Here is a 14,636-nt window from a genome sequence, read left to right as displayed (position 1 = left end):
AGATGTGCGCAATTGAAAAAACCTCGACATTTGCTTCAAAGGGTGAGAAGTGAAGAAACAGCAAGAAAACACTCCAGGACATCTCTGTGGCCAATCGCTCTCGGCAGCGTTTGATAGGCATCATCCTTCTCCTGACTGTCACGGCTTGCGCCGACCCACAGCCGATCTTACGGTCCAATAAACAACTCCACTTGTATGGCAAGCAAATGGCTCAACAAGAGATTGAGTCCTGTCGAAGGCAAGTTGAAACGACTGGACTGCGGCCTGGGACCAACCAAAGCGCAAACGCCACGACCGGTGCTGTGCTTGGTCTGACACTGGGTGGCGCCGTCGGTGCATCAGCCGGAGTGGTTGGCGGATTGCCAGGGGTGGCGATCGGGGCCGCTGCGGGGAGCGGGCTTGGATTGGTCGTCGGATTACTCGGAGGCACGTTCAAGCCGCTGGAACCGGACCCCCCGTACGCGGACGCCGTCACGAAGTGTCTAAAAGAAAAGGGCTACGAAGTCAGCGGTTGGGAATAAGCATCCTACTAGCATGTATCTAGTACCGAACCCGATCCATGAACAGGAGGCTGCTTTCAGGCGTGGTTTCTCGGGAGTCTAGGTTCGTCCTGACCAGAATGTGAACTAGCAGATCGATCTGCTCCCCGACCTTCACCATTGGCGCTTTCAATGCACTCATGTTCATCCCGCAAGCTCCTCGATCGATCACCTCTATTCTGCCACTATCATCTTCTACAGTCAGCATAGTCCATTCGTGGGCTCGTCCACAGACGAACCTATTCGTGATGATCTCGGTGTGAATCGCCGTGATAGTGCCGGTCAGCCGGATTTCGCGCATCTGATATTGATCTGGATAAGCTAAGATCCTGCCTATCGGAATCCGTTCTCGAGAGACGAGGGGGATTTTTAAATAAGAACGTGGGAGCTCATCCGATGCCATCGTGGATTGAAAGCGGATGGTCCATGCGCTGATGAGCAAGACCGTCAATAGCACCGCACCAAGACGACTTGCTGCCATAAGTACCTCACCTCAAGCCTAGCATAGGCTTGAGGCCGGAGCCGACTATTCGGCACCGTGCCGCTACTTCGCCACCCGATCACGTCTCTCCTTCTTACTCATCAGTTGCGCGCACCATACTGATCTCTATGATTACAACAAGATGAGTAATTGCACATTAATGGGGGCCGGGCTGGAATACATGTTGCCAAGCGAATATTCATGGGTACAGTTCTCAGACTAGGGTAGGAAGTGCTTTACAACTAAAGACTGAGACGCCATCCTGCAATAGGAGTCAGTGATTGCTTCCGGTATTGGACGAGGAGAGGAGGAGTCATCATGTTTGTTGTTCTCGGTGCGACAGGGAATACGGGCTCAGTGGTCGTGGAGACCCTGCTTAGTAAAAGACAGCCAGTGCGAGTCGTCGTTCGTTCGGCTGAGAAGATTACTGATTGGAAAGCCAAGGGTGCTGAGGTGGCTGTGGCGTCGCTCGACGATGTCTCGGCGTTAACCAAGGCATTGGAAGGAGCACAAGGGGTCTATTTGTTGGTGCCGCCGAATTATGGTGCCGAGGCGTGGCTGGTCGATCAACGAGCACGGATGGATCGTGCTGCGGAAGCCGTGAAGCAGAGCGAAGTACGAAATGTCGTGTTTCTGTCATCCATCGGCGGACATATTTCAGGACCGACCGGTCCGATTCGAGCCGCGAGTTATGGGGAACATGCGCTTGGTTGCGTTGCCAAGCGGTTGACCATTCTCCGCCCCTGCTATTTCATGGACAACTGGGCTCCGGTGATCGGCGCGGCCAAGGCACAAGGAATCCTGCCGACATTCATTGCCTCGCAAGCGAAGATCCCCATGATCTCGACTAAAGATATCGGCAGGATAGGCGCGGAACACCTGCTCACTGGTGGGCATGGCAAGCAGATCGTGGAAATGGCGGGCCCGGAAGAGTACAGCCCGGATCAAGTGGCTTCGGCACTTGGTCGGATTTTAGGCAAAACCATAACGGCTCAACATGCCCCTCTGAGTGCCGTCGTTCCGACATTCAAATCGTTTGGATTTTCAGACGAAGCGGCGCGGTTATTCGAGGAGATGTACGCCTCTTTCTCAAAAGGCTCGATCGGATACGAGGTCCCTGACAAGCTCGTGCGCGGGACGATTTCCCTGTCTGAAGCATTAGGGAGGATGGTGTAAAGGAAGCTGTCATGGCAATAGGAACGCCGGTCATCAAAGAAGTGGTGGGTATCTATCAACCCGGTTCCACCCATATGGTCGGAGACGGGTTTCCTGTGCGCAATCTGTTTCCTAGCAACGATCTTGATCGGCAGATTGATCCCTTTTTGATGCTCGACTATGCGGGGCCGCACTATTTTGAACCGACCGATCATCCACGCGGTGTTGGGGAGCATCCTCACAGAGGCTTTGAGACGGTGACGATCGTCTATGAAGGTCAGGTGGCTCATCGGGACTCGGCCGGCAATGCCGGCATCATCGGGCCGGGGGACGTGCAATGGATGACGGCGGCCTCAGGAGTCGTGCACGAGGAAATGCACGAAAGGAATTGGGCCAAGAAAGGCGGCACGTTACACGCGATTCAACTCTGGGTGAATCTGCCTCGGTCGCACAAAATGTCGATGCCAAAATACCAGACGATTCTCGATGCCGATATCCCGGCAATCGATATCAACGGTGAAGGTACGGTGCGTGTCATTGCGGGATCATTCGAGGGACGTAGAGGGCCGGCTCGCACCTTCACGCCGATCGAACTCTACGATCTGCAGTTGAACGGTGGTACGCGTGCCATCCTGAATGTTCCTTCTGGCCACAATACGTCCATCCTGGTCCTGGACGGTCGTGCTTCCGTTAACGGGTCGCAAACGGCAGGAGAGGCGGAGCTGATCGTATGCCGGCGGGAAGGAACGCAGCTCATCATCGACACTCATGAAAACAGTCGGCTTTTGGTCATGAGCGGCGAGCCGATCGGGGAACCGATCGCGCGCTATGGTCCGTTCGTGATGAATACCAAAACTGAACTCGTTCAAGCGGTGGAGGATTATCAAGCCGGAAGAATGGGACATCTGTCATAGATCGTGTCATCGTGACTCGTGAAAGGTATTTCCTCCAAAAGGGCTGCGTGTGAGAAGGCATACTGTTGATGACTGAGCCAAACACAGGGATCCACATCGACGTCTATTCCGATGTCATCTGCCCCTGGTGCTATGTGGGGAAGCGGCGGCTTGAACGGGCACTCATGGAATGGCACGGTTCCGTACCGGTAAAGGTTCAATGGCGGCCGTTCCAATTGAATCCAACGATGCCGAAGAATGGGATGGATCGCAAGGTCTATCTCGAAACCAAGTTCGGCAGTCTGGACGCTTTCAAAGAGATGGAGGAGCGCTTGCTGAGGCGGGAAGGGCGGAGCAGATACCGTTTGTCTTCGAGAAGATTCTCAGGACGCCGAACACTTTCCTGACCCATCGGCTGATCTGGTATGCCCGACGTCAGGGAAAACAAGATGCAGTGGTGGAAGAGCTATTTCGAGCATATTTTGTGGAAGGGAGCGACATCGGGCATATCCAGACTCTCGCGAAGGTGGCGGAACAAGCAGGGTTGGAGCAAAGAGAAGTCGAGTGTTTCTTGGCGAGTGAAACAGGGATGGCAGAAGTGAAGACAGAAGAAGCCGAAGGTCATCGGATCGGCATTCGGGGCGTACCATATTTTGTCTTGAACGACCTGCATGCGATTTCGGGTGCGCAACGTGCAGAGGCGTTTCTCTCAGCCTTTCAACAGATAGAGGCTGACCTTGCAAAGAACACGAGGTGATTCTGTGCTCAGCAATGAGTGCCGGCTGACACGCGGGGAAGAGCGAGATTGGCTGTGTGAACGATGACCATGCCGCAGACAATCGGGATGATGTGTCTGACCATCTTTACTATTGCTGTAGCTGCTTATGTCCAAGGCGGGAACATGTCGGACGATCAAGCTTTGATTGTCGCGGCAGAGCGCAACGATGCACCAACCGTTCGGCGGTTGCTCAAAACGGGAGCCAACATTCATGCACGAGACGACAAAGGGCGTACGGCATTGTTGGCGGCGACCTCCCGCAATCACATCGAAAGCGCCAGATTGCTGATCGAAGCCGGCGCCGATGTCAACGCCCAGGACCATAAGTTGAATAGCCCCCTTCTCTTGGCCGGTGCCAGCGGATATCTCGATATTCTGAAGCTCACGTTGAAGGCGGGTCCCAATTTCAAAATCTATAACCGTTTCGGTGGTACAGCGCTGATCCCCGCATGTGAACGAGGCCACCTCGATGTGGTGAAAGAATTGCTCAAAACTGAAATCGACATCGACCACGTGAACAATCTGGGTTGGACGGCGCTCTTGGAGGCCCTTATCTTGAGCGACGGCGGACCAACGCATCAGGAGATCGTGCGCCTGCTGGTGTCAGCCGGGGCTAACGTCAATCTTTCTGACAAACAGGGCGTGACACCGCTCCAACATGCTCAGCGGAGTGGTTATAAGGAGATTGTCGGCATCCTCGAGTCGTACGGCGCCCGATAGAACAGAAAGCTGACAAGGAACGCAATCATTCACCGAGGAGGGCAGAATGCGGAAGGATGGCGAGTTTCGTTTCAGGAGAGGATCATGGGCCGGTGGTGCCCGATCGGACGCCAGGCCCGCGAAAAAGTTTGCCGTTCCAACATCACACAGGAACCCCGCGAGTGGGAAGTCCGGTGGTTATGTTCAGCACATGGAGGGTGATGCCGTTCACGCGTTGATTCTGTGGACGAACCAATTCTCACTCGATTCTAGAAGAAGCACTGGAACCGTTCAACATGCGATGAAGATCTCGCGGTTAGTGGTCGGATGATCTGTGATGCCTGCCGTGGAAAGGTTGGTGGACGATGGCCGTTCAAGTGTATGGCTGCAACCACGTCGTGATCGAAGTCACCGATGCCAAGAAAGCAGTCAAGTTCTATCAGGACGTGTTCGGGTTGAAGATGCTGCGAGGCGGTGAAGGAGCTGCTTGGTGCAAACTCGGCGAGCACCAGTTCATGGCTATTTTCGAGGTCGCGAAACTACAGCCCGATCGCACCAAACATTTCGGGCTCATGGTTCGTGACGCGCGGCAGATTCAAGAAGTGCGCAGGAAGCTGACCAAGAAGTACAAGTTGAAGCTCCATCCGGACTTTCGTTGCGACTTTCGCGACCCATGGGGAAACCGCATTCAAGTCGGCGATCTCAATGATGAATCGCTGGTCTGGCTGCTTCCCTATCAGGAGGTGCAAAAAGCCGGTGTGACGTTTGTCTCGAACCAACGCAAAGAGAAGCAACGGCGACACAATTGAGAAGGAGAACAACATGGCGGACTATAAAATCATCGCAGTTGTCGGCGCGACCGGCGCACAAGGCGGAGGGCTTATCCGCGCGATTCTCAGCGACCAAGAAAGCGGCTTTACGGCCCGTGCGATCACACGTGACGTGAATCCGATAAGGCCAAGGCTTTGGCCAAGCTCGGGGCCCAGGTCGTAGCGGCCAATCTGGACGACGTTGAGAGTGTGAAGCGAGCGTTTGCCGGAACCTATGGGGTGTTCTGCCTCACGAATTTCTGGGAGCACTTCTCTCCGGAGCGAGAACTGGCACAAGCCAAGGCGCAAGCGGAGGCGGCGAAGGCGGCCGGAGTCCGGCATGTGATCTGGTCGACGCTCGAGGATACCCGCAAATGGGTGCCGTTGTCGGACACTCGCATGCCGACGCTCATGGGCCGATATAAAGTCCCACATTTCGATGCGAAGGAGCAGGCCGACGAGGAATTTACGAAGGCCGGCGTGCCAACCACATTCCTTCTCACGTCGTTCTATTGGGATAATCTGATTTTGTTCGGCATGGGTCCGAAGAAAGGACCTGACGGAACACTCCTGTTCACGTTGCCGATGGCGGACAAGAAGCTGCCCGGTATTGCCGCGGAAGACATCGGCAAGTGCGCGCTGGGTATTTTCAAGAAAGGCACCATGTACGTAGGAAAGAGGGTGGCGATTGCCGGCGACCGTCTCACCGGAGCGGAAATGGCTGCAGCCATGACGAGAGCCTTGGGCCAAACGGTGCGGTACAACAGCGTGACGCCGGAACAGTATCGCAACTTCGGATTTCAAGGGGCTGATGATCTGGGCAATATGTTTCAGGTCAAGCGGGACTTCAACGAAGCCTTTTGCGAACCCCGTGACCCTGCCATTGCCAGGAGTTTGAACCCATCACTGCAGTCGTTTGAAGCCTGGTTGTCTCAGAACAAGGATCGGATACCCCTTACATAAGGAGAGTCCAGAACATCGAGCAATAAACGGGCGACTGATACGCCACGGTTCCTTCATTGGCTATTTTCCCGTGAAGCCATGCGCCATGCCCCATTGGTGCATGGCCTCCACGACCGGTTTGAGGCTGACGCCCAGAGGAGTCAGAGAGTACTCCACTTTGGGAGGGACTTGTGCATAGACAGTCCGTGCCACCAAACCGTGCCGTTCCATATCTCTGAGCTGTTGCGTCAGGACTTTCTGAGTGACGCCATGGAGCGCGCGTTGCAACTCGGAGAAGCGTTTGATGTCTTGAAAGAGATACCACAAGATGACAATCTTCCACCGCCCGCCGATGAGTTCCACCGTTGATTCTGCCGGGCACGTCCGACGTGTGACCATCTGGGCTCCGTCTCACCAGCCGGTATCCAATTGGTGCCTGCCGTACCGAATGGTGCCTTCTTGTCTTCGCCGCGATCCGTCTTATACCGAATCACACGACCCGAGCAAGATCAAAATGGCGGGGCAAGGATCGCCGGAAAGGAGAACTATCATGACGATGACGCGAAACACACAGTAAATAGAACGGAGCGAGATTATGTCGGTTCAGAATCCTTCAGATAGACACTTGGACGAGCTTTCCCAGGCGCTGCTACGACTCCATAAAGCGTTGCTGGACGCTGAACGAGTGTCGTACGAGCGCCTGCACGGCCGTATCGCGTCCAATGGAGCATTTCTGCAATTGGTGTTAGGGGATTCCTGGTTTGCTTGGCTGCGTCCGCTGTCTTACTCTATCACCAGGCTGGACGAACTCGCCGAAACAGATCGGATCTCGTCCGGCACCGAACTGACCGACCTGCTTGACTCGGTACGGAGTCTGCTGACGCCCGCGGAAGAGGGTGAAGGATTCGCCAGACACTATTACGACGCGCTGCAACGGGTGCCCGAAGTGGGTCTGATACACGCCCAAGTGAAACTGTTGCTTCGTCCACGACAAGCGCCTACAAGGAGGGAGCCTGATGAGCACTGATCTCGAAAAGGTGAAGAAGTTTGCCAAGGATCTCCGGAAGACGTTCCCCCGCAGCCCCCGAGAAAAGCTTGGCGGCTATGTGATTGCGGCTCGGTGCATCGACAAGTGCAGGGCATTTCTTCTCGACCTGAACGGTGAATACAATTACTGGCCCTGTTCTTTGGCCAGCCAATGGTTCGCGTTTACCGGGATCACACCGGAGCAATTCAAGGACGCCGTCGCCACCGGTGCGTCGGATGACGACCTCGCCCGATGGATCAATGAGCACTCCAAGGTGAAGGATCCGGACGAGGTGCTGAAGTGGAACAACCGGCTGCGCGACATGAGACTGAGCGATATGAGCCTCCAGGCGCAACAATACCTGGAAGACTATATTCCCAAGTTCGTGCCGAACCACCGCCCTGTCTATGTGTGGTTTGATGTCTACGATCTTGAGGAGAAGCGGCTGTGACGGTTTGATCAACGGGTGCAGGAGAGAAGCCACGAATAAGAAGATACTCGTTGTGCTCATAAAGATGGCCTGAGTGCTCACAGTACTGGTAGTGCGGCATTTGCTGTAGTCGTCGGATCGGCAACGTATGATTCGACCAACGGTCTATGACGATAAAATCGGAAAAAGCCAAGATGCTGGCCGGCGAGCTGTATCGTTCGGCTGACCCGGAGCTTGTCGCAGACGCGGAACGGGCTCAACGCTGGGTGGCACGGTACAATGCCACGCCCAGTGACGCGACGGAAGCCCGCATGGCGCTGCTGCGCCGGCTCTGTGGTTCAGTCGGCGACGACACGGTGATCAGACCGCCCTTCGCCTGCGACTATGGCTATAACATCCGGCTCGGCCGGAAGACCTTCATCAACTTCAACTGTGTCTTTCTCGACTGTGCGCTCATCGAGATCGGGGACAATCTGCAAATGGGACCGGCCGTGCAGGTTTACACCGCCGCGCATCCGCTCGAAGCGGATGTACGGCGATCCGGACTGGAATATGCCCGCCCGATCCGCATCGGAAACGATGTGTGGATCGGAGGCGGTGCGATCATTCTTCCGGGGGTGACCATCGGCGACCGCAGCATCATCGGCGCCGGCAGCGTCGTCGTGCATGACGTCCCGACGGCGAAGGTGATTGCAGGTAACCCGGCGCGCATCATTCGCACTCTTGATGGCAGCAGCGACATGGAGGTGTGAAAACGGAGCAAGCGGCGGCCATGCGGCATCACCGGCATGCGTGTGGTGACCGATTACAAGATATTTGTGAGTTCGGATCGATGAATTGGTGGGAAAATTGTTGTGCTGGTTGGCGGAGCAATCTCCGATCGATGTATCAGTGACCTGACTGTTAAGACGAACTAGGCAAGCAAATGAGCTATCTACCGATCAAAGACTATGGCCTGATTGGCAATATGCGCACGGCAGCGCTCGTCGGTCAGAATGGATCGATCGACTGGCTGTGCCTCCCGCATTTCGACTCGCCCAGTGTGTTTGCGGCTATTCTCGACGATGAGAAGGGAGGCCGATTCGAAATCACCGCCGTTGATACGGACATCTCTTCGAAACAGCTCTACTGGCCGGATACCAACGTCCTCGTGACACGCTTCTATGCGGTGAGCGGGGTCGCCGAGATTCTTGATTTTATGCCGGCCGGTTTGCCTTCGGAATCTCCCTGGCACCATCAATTGATCCGCCGAGTGCGAGTCGCGCAGGGCACTATGGAGTTTCGAGTTCGTTGCCATCCCGCTTTCAATTATGCCCGCACGTCTCACCATACGCAGGTGACGAAGCAAGGAGCTAGTTTTCATTCGCCTGATCTCAGTCTCGGCTTGGCGACTGATATCCCTCTGACACCGGACGAGCGAGGAGTCCACTCCGTGTTTGCTCTCCAGGAAGGGCAGTCGGCGGTGTTCGTCCTCAGACCTCTAGCAGCCGACGGCAGTTGCGGTCCATGACCGTCGTCAGGCGAAGCCGATGAATTGTTCGAGCACACCGTCAGGTATTGGCGCCACTGGCTCTCGCGATGTACCTATACCGGCCGATGGCGAGAAATGGTGCACCGTTCGGCTCTCTGTCTGAAGCTCCTCACGTTCGAGCCGACCGGCGCTATCGTGGCGGCGCCGACGTGTAGTTTGCCCGAAACTTCGGGAGGTGTCCGCAATTGGGACTACCGATACACCTGGATGCGTGATGCGGCCTTTACCGTCTATGGCTTTCTGAAAATTGGATTTACGGAGGAAGCGGACCGCTTCATGGAATGGCTGGCGGCGCGTGCGAAAGAAGCCGGGGCCAATGGTTCTTTGCAGATCGTCTACGGAATCGATGGTCGCCGGGATTTGACGGAACAGACCCTCGACCATCTGGAGGGATATCGCGGCGCGAAGCCGGTACGAATCGGCAACGGAGCTTACAACCAGTTGCAATTGGACATCTACGGGGAACTCCTCGACGCCGTCTATCTGTATAACAAACACGTCATGCCGATCAGTCACGACACCTGGATGAGAATCAGGCATCAGCTCGATTGGCTCTGTGACAATTGGCAGCAGCCGGATGAAGGCATTTGGGAAACCAGAGGCGGACGACGTCAGTTCGTCTTTTCCAAATTGATGTGCTGGGTCGCGATGGATCGAGGCCTTCGCTTGGCTGATAAGCGGTCCTTCCCGGCTGATCGAGGTCGGTGGCTGCACGTCCGAGATCAGATCTATGATGAGATCATGCAGCGAGGATGGAGCGACAAGCGTCAGGCGTTCGTTCAACATTACGGCAGCGATTCGTTGGACGCCTCGAATCTCATCATGCCGCTCGTGTTTTTTCTTTCACCGAACGATCCGCGGATGCTCGATACGTTGGCGGCTATTACACGTTCGCCGAAATCCGGCGGACTGCTCTCCGATGGATTGGTCTACCGATACGATAGCGAAACCGGTGAAGACGGTCTGCATGGGAAAGAGGGGACGTTCAATATGTGCACCTTTTGGCTGGTGGAAGCTCTGGCCCGTGCGGGACGTGTTGATCGTGCCAAGCTTGAAGAGGCACGCTTTCTATTCGAACGGATGTTGGGCTATGCCAATCACGTTGGGCTGTATGCAGAAGAAACTGGGACCGGTGGTGAAGCACTTGGGAATTTTCCTCAAGCCTTCACCCACTTGGCGTTGATCAGTGCCGCGTTCAATCTTGATCGAGCATTAGGGAGGAAATTGTCGTCAAGAGATGAATGAGTTGTGGCTGATTCGACATGGTGAGACGGAGTGGAGCGCGGCCAAGCGGCATACCGGCCGGACCGACATGGCGTTGACCTCGGCGGGTGAGCGTCAGGCTGCCGCCTTGAGCCGGTCGCTGGCCGGTCGTCAGTTTGCATCGGTGCTCTGTAGTCCGCTCCGTCGTGCCCGCCAGACCTGCGAATTGGCGGGTTATGGCGATGCGGCCACCGTGACCGAGGACCTGCTGGAATGGGACTATGGCATCTATGAGGGAAGAACGACGCAGGAAGTCAGATCAGAACAGCCTGGATGGTCGATCTGGACGGCTTCCGTCGCGAAGGGCGAGTCGATCGAACAAGTGGGTGACCGTGCCCAACGGGTGATACAGGCGGCGTCAGCCGCCAAGGGCGATGTAATACTGTTCGCTCACGCCCACATCCTCCGCATACTTGCCGCGTGCTGGCTTGGTCTACCGCCCGACGCGGGGAGGCTCTTCGTGCTTCGTACTGCCTCGATAAGCGTGCTCGGCTTCGAGCACGACACACGCGTCATGACTCGGTGGAACGTCCAACATGAGGACCAGACATGAAAGCGCATTATTTGGGCCACGTTGTTTTCTATGTGAAGAATCTTGAACGATCGCTCGGTTTCTACCGAGACCTACTGGGATTTCAGGAAGTCGGGCGGATCTTTAACGGAGCGGCGGCCGCCCTGACGTCAGGGCGCACGCATCACGAATTGCTGTTGATCCAAGTCGGCGATGCGCCTGGGCCGTCCAATGGACGCCGACGTGGGCTTTACCATATCGGGATCAAGATCGGCGACAGTCTCGAGGCATTGCGCCAAGCCAAGCGGGAATTGGAACAAGCAGGGATTGCGATCGACGGCATGAGCGATCACACGGTCAGCCAAAGCTTGTATCTCAAAGACCCCGACGGGAACGAGGTCGAACTCTACGTTGATGCGGACGAGTCGATATGGAAGAGCAATCCGGCGGCGGTGGTGTCGCCGATCAAGCCACTCAATCTCTAATCGGTTGTTGTTGGAGAGGCATTTCTGCCATCAATGTGATCGAGGCGCCGATGAGGAACCGAATGGGAAAATAGTCGAACGGATGGCGATGTGCAATAGGAGTCCTGCTCTTGTCGATCGCGATCAACGAATATTCAGCCGCGTGTGATATTTCGATCGGCCGGTGGAGTCTTGAATCGATGCCTGTCAATTCTCAGGGTTTTAATTCTCGAGTCCAACGTCTGCCTGGGCAGTCCCAGCTTGACTGCCGCACCCGCAGGTCCTCCGGTTTGACCTCCGCAATCCGCTAATGCGGCTTCAATGAGTTGCCTTTCATGTTCAGCCAGTGTGGTGCTGAGGGGAACCTTCGCTCTCGACCACCGCGGTCCTTCCGGTTTCAGCCAGGTCTCGTCGACGGAAAAGGTTTCGCTTTCGCATAGCACGACAGCCCGCTCAATGACATTTTGCAGCTCGCGAATGTTGCCCGGCCACTCGTAGGCCTGAAAGAGCGCCAGGGTTTCTGTTGGGATGTCTCTGATCTGTTTCCCGGCCTTTTTTGCATAGCGCTCAACCAGATAGGTGACGAGCAACGGGATATCGTCGATTCGCTCGCGCAGCGAGGGGATCTGGATGGGAAATACATTGAGCCGATAGAACAGGTCTTCGCGAAAGGTGCCTGCCGCTATGGCTGCTTTGAGGTTGCGGTTCGTTGCCGCCAGTATTCGCACGTCCACAGGGATTGGCTTGCTGCCGCCGACCCGTTCGATTTCTCTCTCTTGAAGCACTCGCAAGAGCGTGATCTGGGTTTCAGCCGGCAAGTCCCCGATTTCGTCCAGGAAAATCGTGCCGCCGTCAGCCAGCTCAAATCGCCCGAGACGTCGTTGGAGTGCACCGGTGAACGCGCCTTTCTCGTGTCCGAACAGCTCGGAGGCAATGAGCGATGCCGGGATGGCTGCGCAATTGACACGAATAAACGCCCGGGAGGACCGGTTCGAGCGTCGATGGATGGCCCGAGCAACCAATTCCTTGCCTGTCCCGGTCTCACCGAGCACGAGCACCGTGGAATCCGACTGTGCCACTTTGGCGACTTGCGTCAAGACGTTGCGAATGGCTTTTGAGGACCCGACTATCTCTTCAAACATCGACGTACTGTTGATTTCTTCGCGCAACGCCAAGTTCTCTTTGTGAGTTCTTTCTTCGGCCCTTTTGCGATCGTCAATGTCGGTTCCCGTGCCGTACCAGCGGATGATCCGACCCTGTTCGTCCCTTAACGGATTATAGCGGATGAGAAACCAGCGATACCGCCCGTCCTTGCGGCGAATTCGTACTTCGAGTTCAAACGGTGCACTGTGTTCGAGTCCATGCTGACGCTCGGTCTTCACTCGTTCGAGATCATCGGGGTGAAACAGTCGGACGCGAAAGTCATCCGCCATGATGTCGTCTACGCTCAAGCCACTATAATCGAGCACCAAGCGATTTACATACAGCAGGTTTCCATCGGGTCCAAGGACAGAGATGAGTTGAGCGATGGCGTCGGTGATCTGCCTGAGTTCTCGTTCGTCCTGACGAAGTTGATCCTCTGCATATCTCTGCTCAATGGCCACGGTCGCGAGATGAGTGATTTGTCCGATGAGGTGTTGATGCTGTGGGGTCGGGCGACCAGGCTCGCGCGAGTAGATCGCGAAGGTGCCCAACACCGTGTCATTGGATGACAAGATTGGAGTGGACCAACAAGCCCGTAACTCATGTGCCATGGCCAACTCACGCCATCCTGACTTGTCCCATCGCGTGTCCGATGCAACATCGGCCGCAATCACTTGTTCTTTCAGACATGCGGCCATACCGCACGGACCCGCATCGAGATTCACGGGCCTGCCATGGATCGACGTATTGTAGGTCAATGGAAGACTGGGTGCCGCTCCGTGCTTCATGCGATTGTGAATTGCATCAACCAGCAAAATGCTGCAGCAGGACTCGCTCGCAATGCTTTCAATGAGCCGGCACAAGGCATCAAGAATGTCCGGGAGCGGACAGCCGGTGGCCAGCATTTCGAGAATGCGATTTTCTCCGCTGAGCAACGTTTCGGCCTGCTTGCGGTCTCCAATGTCAGTATGTGTTCCATACCAGCGGGCGACGATTCCCTGCTCGTCGTGCAGGGGCACCGCCCGAAACAAAAACCAACGATAGTGACCGTCGAAGCGGCGGATCCTGGCTTCAGCCTGGCCCGGCTGCTGAGCCTTCAACGTCGCGGCCCATGTGTCAATCAAGCTCGGGAGATCTTCCGGATGGATGATGTCGGTGAGCGTCCAGATCCAACCGTGAACCTGTTCCAAGGAGACGCCCGTGTACTCAATCCACTGTCCGTTCAGATACTCGATGGTCCCGTCGGCCTTCGCAACCCAGACCAGATTTTGCGTGGCGGCACTCACGGCATAAAAGAGGTCATCGAGGGTATCTGAGGGTTGATCGGCTGCATGGTGACTGTTGGTGTGCATAGGTTCTCTTCCAGCTGGGGCGTGTTCCACTTCAATCAAGGCCCACCGAAGCGGTCGCCTGCTGCTCTCAAAGAGCTGTTCAATCTTAGCGTTCACGAAAACAACGCAACCCATTCTACTCCCAATGCTCATCACAATTCACCAACCTCCCAGGACAATGGGCAAGCTTTCGACTTGGAATGTGGTTTACGGGGCACATGGCTGAGGAAGGCTGATGGACCATGTCCTTTTCCCTCTTTACTGCTTTGACCTCCGGCCTCCGTGGATATCTGAGGTGAAGCTGAGTTTTCGGCACCGCGCTGTAAATTCAGCGGATCATTCCCAGCATTTCTTTATTGCGCGGGGGAAATCCAAGAGCGAAAGCGTTCATTATTCTTTGGTTTCAATGACATCGATGGCGAGATCGGGCGAAGGTGCCATTGGAATGCGAATTGCCTATCGCCTTCATCATGAAGCGACGAGCACTTTCGTGAATCAAGACGGGAAGGAGATCGCGATGACCAACTCAGTTGCCGAACACAGGCAGCGTTCGAAAGAGACGGCAATAGGCCCACGATCCGACCGTGAGCCTCTCGGCGTTTCGGTAAGAAAGGAGGATGTGAAGATGGATGGCTAGCCC

General features: G+C 55.6%; 15 protein-coding genes and 3 pseudogenes. 15 read left to right on the top strand and 3 right to left on the bottom strand.

Translation table 11 applies throughout. The features are described 5' to 3' along the window. Positions 1-86 precede the first annotated feature (86 nt). Complete coding sequence (locus A4E19_01065) at positions 87-521, top strand: hypothetical protein (protein OQW35393.1); 435 nt, start codon at positions 87-89, stop codon at positions 519-521. A 19-nt stretch (positions 522-540) separates the two neighbouring features. On the opposite strand, the gene A4E19_01060 is transcribed toward A4E19_01065, so the two are convergent. Then, on the bottom strand, positions 541-1,020 hold the full coding sequence (locus A4E19_01060; protein ID OQW35392.1) for a hypothetical protein: 480 nt from the start codon (positions 1,018-1,020) through the stop codon (positions 541-543). 318 nt (positions 1,021-1,338) lie between these two features. Between A4E19_01060 and A4E19_01055 the strand changes: the two genes are divergently transcribed. The 7 genes and pseudogenes from A4E19_01055 to A4E19_01025 all read left to right on the top strand — a co-directional run bounded on the left by A4E19_01055 (position 1,339) and on the right by A4E19_01025 (position 6,317). Next, a complete protein-coding gene (locus tag A4E19_01055; protein ID OQW35391.1) occupies positions 1,339-2,196 on the top strand; it encodes a hypothetical protein in 858 nt (285 codons plus the stop codon). A gap of 32 nt (positions 2,197-2,228) precedes the next feature. Further along, positions 2,229-3,089, top strand: a complete 861-nt coding sequence (locus A4E19_01050) for a short-chain dehydrogenase (GenBank protein OQW35496.1) — start codon at positions 2,229-2,231, stop codon at positions 3,087-3,089. A 68-nt stretch (positions 3,090-3,157) separates the two neighbouring features. Continuing rightward, a pseudogene (locus A4E19_01045) lies at positions 3,158-3,825 on the top strand (hypothetical protein). Positions 3,826-3,915: 90 nt separating this feature from the next. Beyond that, positions 3,916-4,566, top strand: a complete 651-nt coding sequence (locus tag A4E19_01040; GenBank protein ID OQW35495.1) for a hypothetical protein — start codon at positions 3,916-3,918, stop codon at positions 4,564-4,566. A 46-nt stretch (positions 4,567-4,612) separates the two neighbouring features. Beyond that, complete coding sequence (locus tag A4E19_01035) at positions 4,613-4,876, top strand: hypothetical protein (protein OQW35390.1); 264 nt, start codon at positions 4,613-4,615, stop codon at positions 4,874-4,876. Between the two features lie 34 nt (positions 4,877-4,910). After that, a complete protein-coding gene (locus A4E19_01030) occupies positions 4,911-5,354 on the top strand; it encodes a glyoxalase (GenBank protein OQW35389.1) in 444 nt (147 codons plus the stop codon). A 13-nt stretch (positions 5,355-5,367) separates the two neighbouring features. Further along, positions 5,368-6,317: pseudogene (locus A4E19_01025) on the top strand (nucleoside-diphosphate sugar epimerase). 60 nt (positions 6,318-6,377) lie between these two features. Here the strand turns inward: A4E19_01025 and A4E19_01020 are convergent. Then, positions 6,378-6,695: an HxlR family transcriptional regulator gene (locus A4E19_01020; GenBank protein ID OQW35388.1), complete on the bottom strand. Its 318-nt coding sequence runs from the start codon at positions 6,693-6,695 to the stop codon at positions 6,378-6,380. Between the two features lie 196 nt (positions 6,696-6,891). Here A4E19_01020 and A4E19_01015 point away from each other — a divergent pair, with 196 nt between their 5' ends. The 6 genes and pseudogenes from A4E19_01015 (at position 6,892) to A4E19_00990 (ending at position 11,543) form a co-directional block, all read left to right on the top strand. Next, positions 6,892-7,323, top strand: a complete 432-nt coding sequence (locus A4E19_01015; protein ID OQW35387.1) for a hypothetical protein — start codon at positions 6,892-6,894, stop codon at positions 7,321-7,323. Further along, complete coding sequence (locus A4E19_01010) at positions 7,313-7,774, top strand: hypothetical protein (GenBank protein ID OQW35386.1); 462 nt, start codon at positions 7,313-7,315, stop codon at positions 7,772-7,774. The genes A4E19_01015 and A4E19_01010 overlap by 11 nt, the downstream gene beginning before the upstream one ends. Positions 7,775-7,926: 152 nt before the next feature. Next, positions 7,927-8,505, top strand: a complete 579-nt coding sequence (locus A4E19_01005; protein OQW35494.1) for a maltose acetyltransferase — start codon at positions 7,927-7,929, stop codon at positions 8,503-8,505. A 173-nt stretch (positions 8,506-8,678) separates the two neighbouring features. Continuing rightward, positions 8,679-10,529 (top strand): annotated as a pseudogene (locus A4E19_01000) (glucoamylase). After that, positions 10,522-11,100, top strand: coding sequence for a phosphoglycerate mutase (locus tag A4E19_00995; GenBank protein OQW35385.1), 579 nt, complete (start codon positions 10,522-10,524; stop codon positions 11,098-11,100). Before A4E19_01000 ends, A4E19_00995 begins: the two are co-directional and overlap by 8 nt. Then, entirely contained in the window at positions 11,097-11,543 is a 447-nt protein-coding gene (locus A4E19_00990) for a glyoxalase (protein OQW35384.1), read from the top strand. Before A4E19_00995 ends, A4E19_00990 begins: the two co-directional genes overlap by 4 nt. 134 nt (positions 11,544-11,677) lie before the next feature. Here A4E19_00990 and A4E19_00985 read toward each other — a convergent pair whose 3' ends face one another. Next, positions 11,678-14,017 carry a hypothetical protein gene (locus A4E19_00985; protein OQW35383.1) on the bottom strand — a complete coding sequence of 780 codons (2,340 nt, stop codon included), beginning with the start codon at positions 14,015-14,017 and terminating at the stop codon, positions 11,678-11,680. Between the two features lie 214 nt (positions 14,018-14,231). On the opposite strand from A4E19_00985, the gene A4E19_00980 reads away from it, so the two are divergent. Then, a complete protein-coding gene (locus A4E19_00980; GenBank protein ID OQW35382.1) occupies positions 14,232-14,633 on the top strand; it encodes a hypothetical protein in 402 nt (133 codons plus the stop codon). Positions 14,634-14,636: the final 3 nt, after the last annotated feature.

This window comes from Nitrospira sp. SG-bin1 (assembly GCA_002083365.1).
In the GTDB taxonomy this organism is placed as follows: Bacteria; Nitrospirota; Nitrospiria; order Nitrospirales; family Nitrospiraceae; genus Nitrospira_D.
The sequence above is the reverse complement of the archived record's forward strand: the minus strand, read 5'-3'. Positions and strand labels throughout refer to the sequence as shown.

What these genes read in the sequence shown, in the direction of transcription:
- A4E19_00985 (OQW35383.1), bottom strand. Translation starts at nt 14,017, where the DNA reads ATGCACACCAACAGTCACCATGCAGCCGATCAACCCTCAGATACCCTC.
- A4E19_01015 (OQW35387.1), top strand. Translation starts at nt 6,892, where the DNA reads ATGTCGGTTCAGAATCCTTCAGATAGACACTTGGACGAGCTTTCCCAG.
- A4E19_01035 (OQW35390.1), top strand. Translation starts at nt 4,613, where the DNA reads ATGCGGAAGGATGGCGAGTTTCGTTTCAGGAGAGGATCATGGGCCGGT.
- A4E19_01055 (OQW35391.1), top strand. Translation starts at nt 1,339, where the DNA reads ATGTTTGTTGTTCTCGGTGCGACAGGGAATACGGGCTCAGTGGTCGTG.
- A4E19_00995 (OQW35385.1), top strand. Translation starts at nt 10,522, where the DNA reads ATGAATGAGTTGTGGCTGATTCGACATGGTGAGACGGAGTGGAGCGCG.
- A4E19_01030 (OQW35389.1), top strand. Translation starts at nt 4,911, where the DNA reads ATGGCCGTTCAAGTGTATGGCTGCAACCACGTCGTGATCGAAGTCACC.
- A4E19_01010 (OQW35386.1), top strand. Translation starts at nt 7,313, where the DNA reads ATGAGCACTGATCTCGAAAAGGTGAAGAAGTTTGCCAAGGATCTCCGG.
- A4E19_00990 (OQW35384.1), top strand. Translation starts at nt 11,097, where the DNA reads ATGAAAGCGCATTATTTGGGCCACGTTGTTTTCTATGTGAAGAATCTT.
- A4E19_01060 (OQW35392.1), bottom strand. Translation starts at nt 1,020, where the DNA reads ATGGCAGCAAGTCGTCTTGGTGCGGTGCTATTGACGGTCTTGCTCATC.
- A4E19_01020 (OQW35388.1), bottom strand. Translation starts at nt 6,695, where the DNA reads ATGGTCACACGTCGGACGTGCCCGGCAGAATCAACGGTGGAACTCATC.
- A4E19_01040 (OQW35495.1), top strand. Translation starts at nt 3,916, where the DNA reads ATGTGTCTGACCATCTTTACTATTGCTGTAGCTGCTTATGTCCAAGGC.
- A4E19_00980 (OQW35382.1), top strand. Translation starts at nt 14,232, where the DNA reads ATGGACCATGTCCTTTTCCCTCTTTACTGCTTTGACCTCCGGCCTCCG.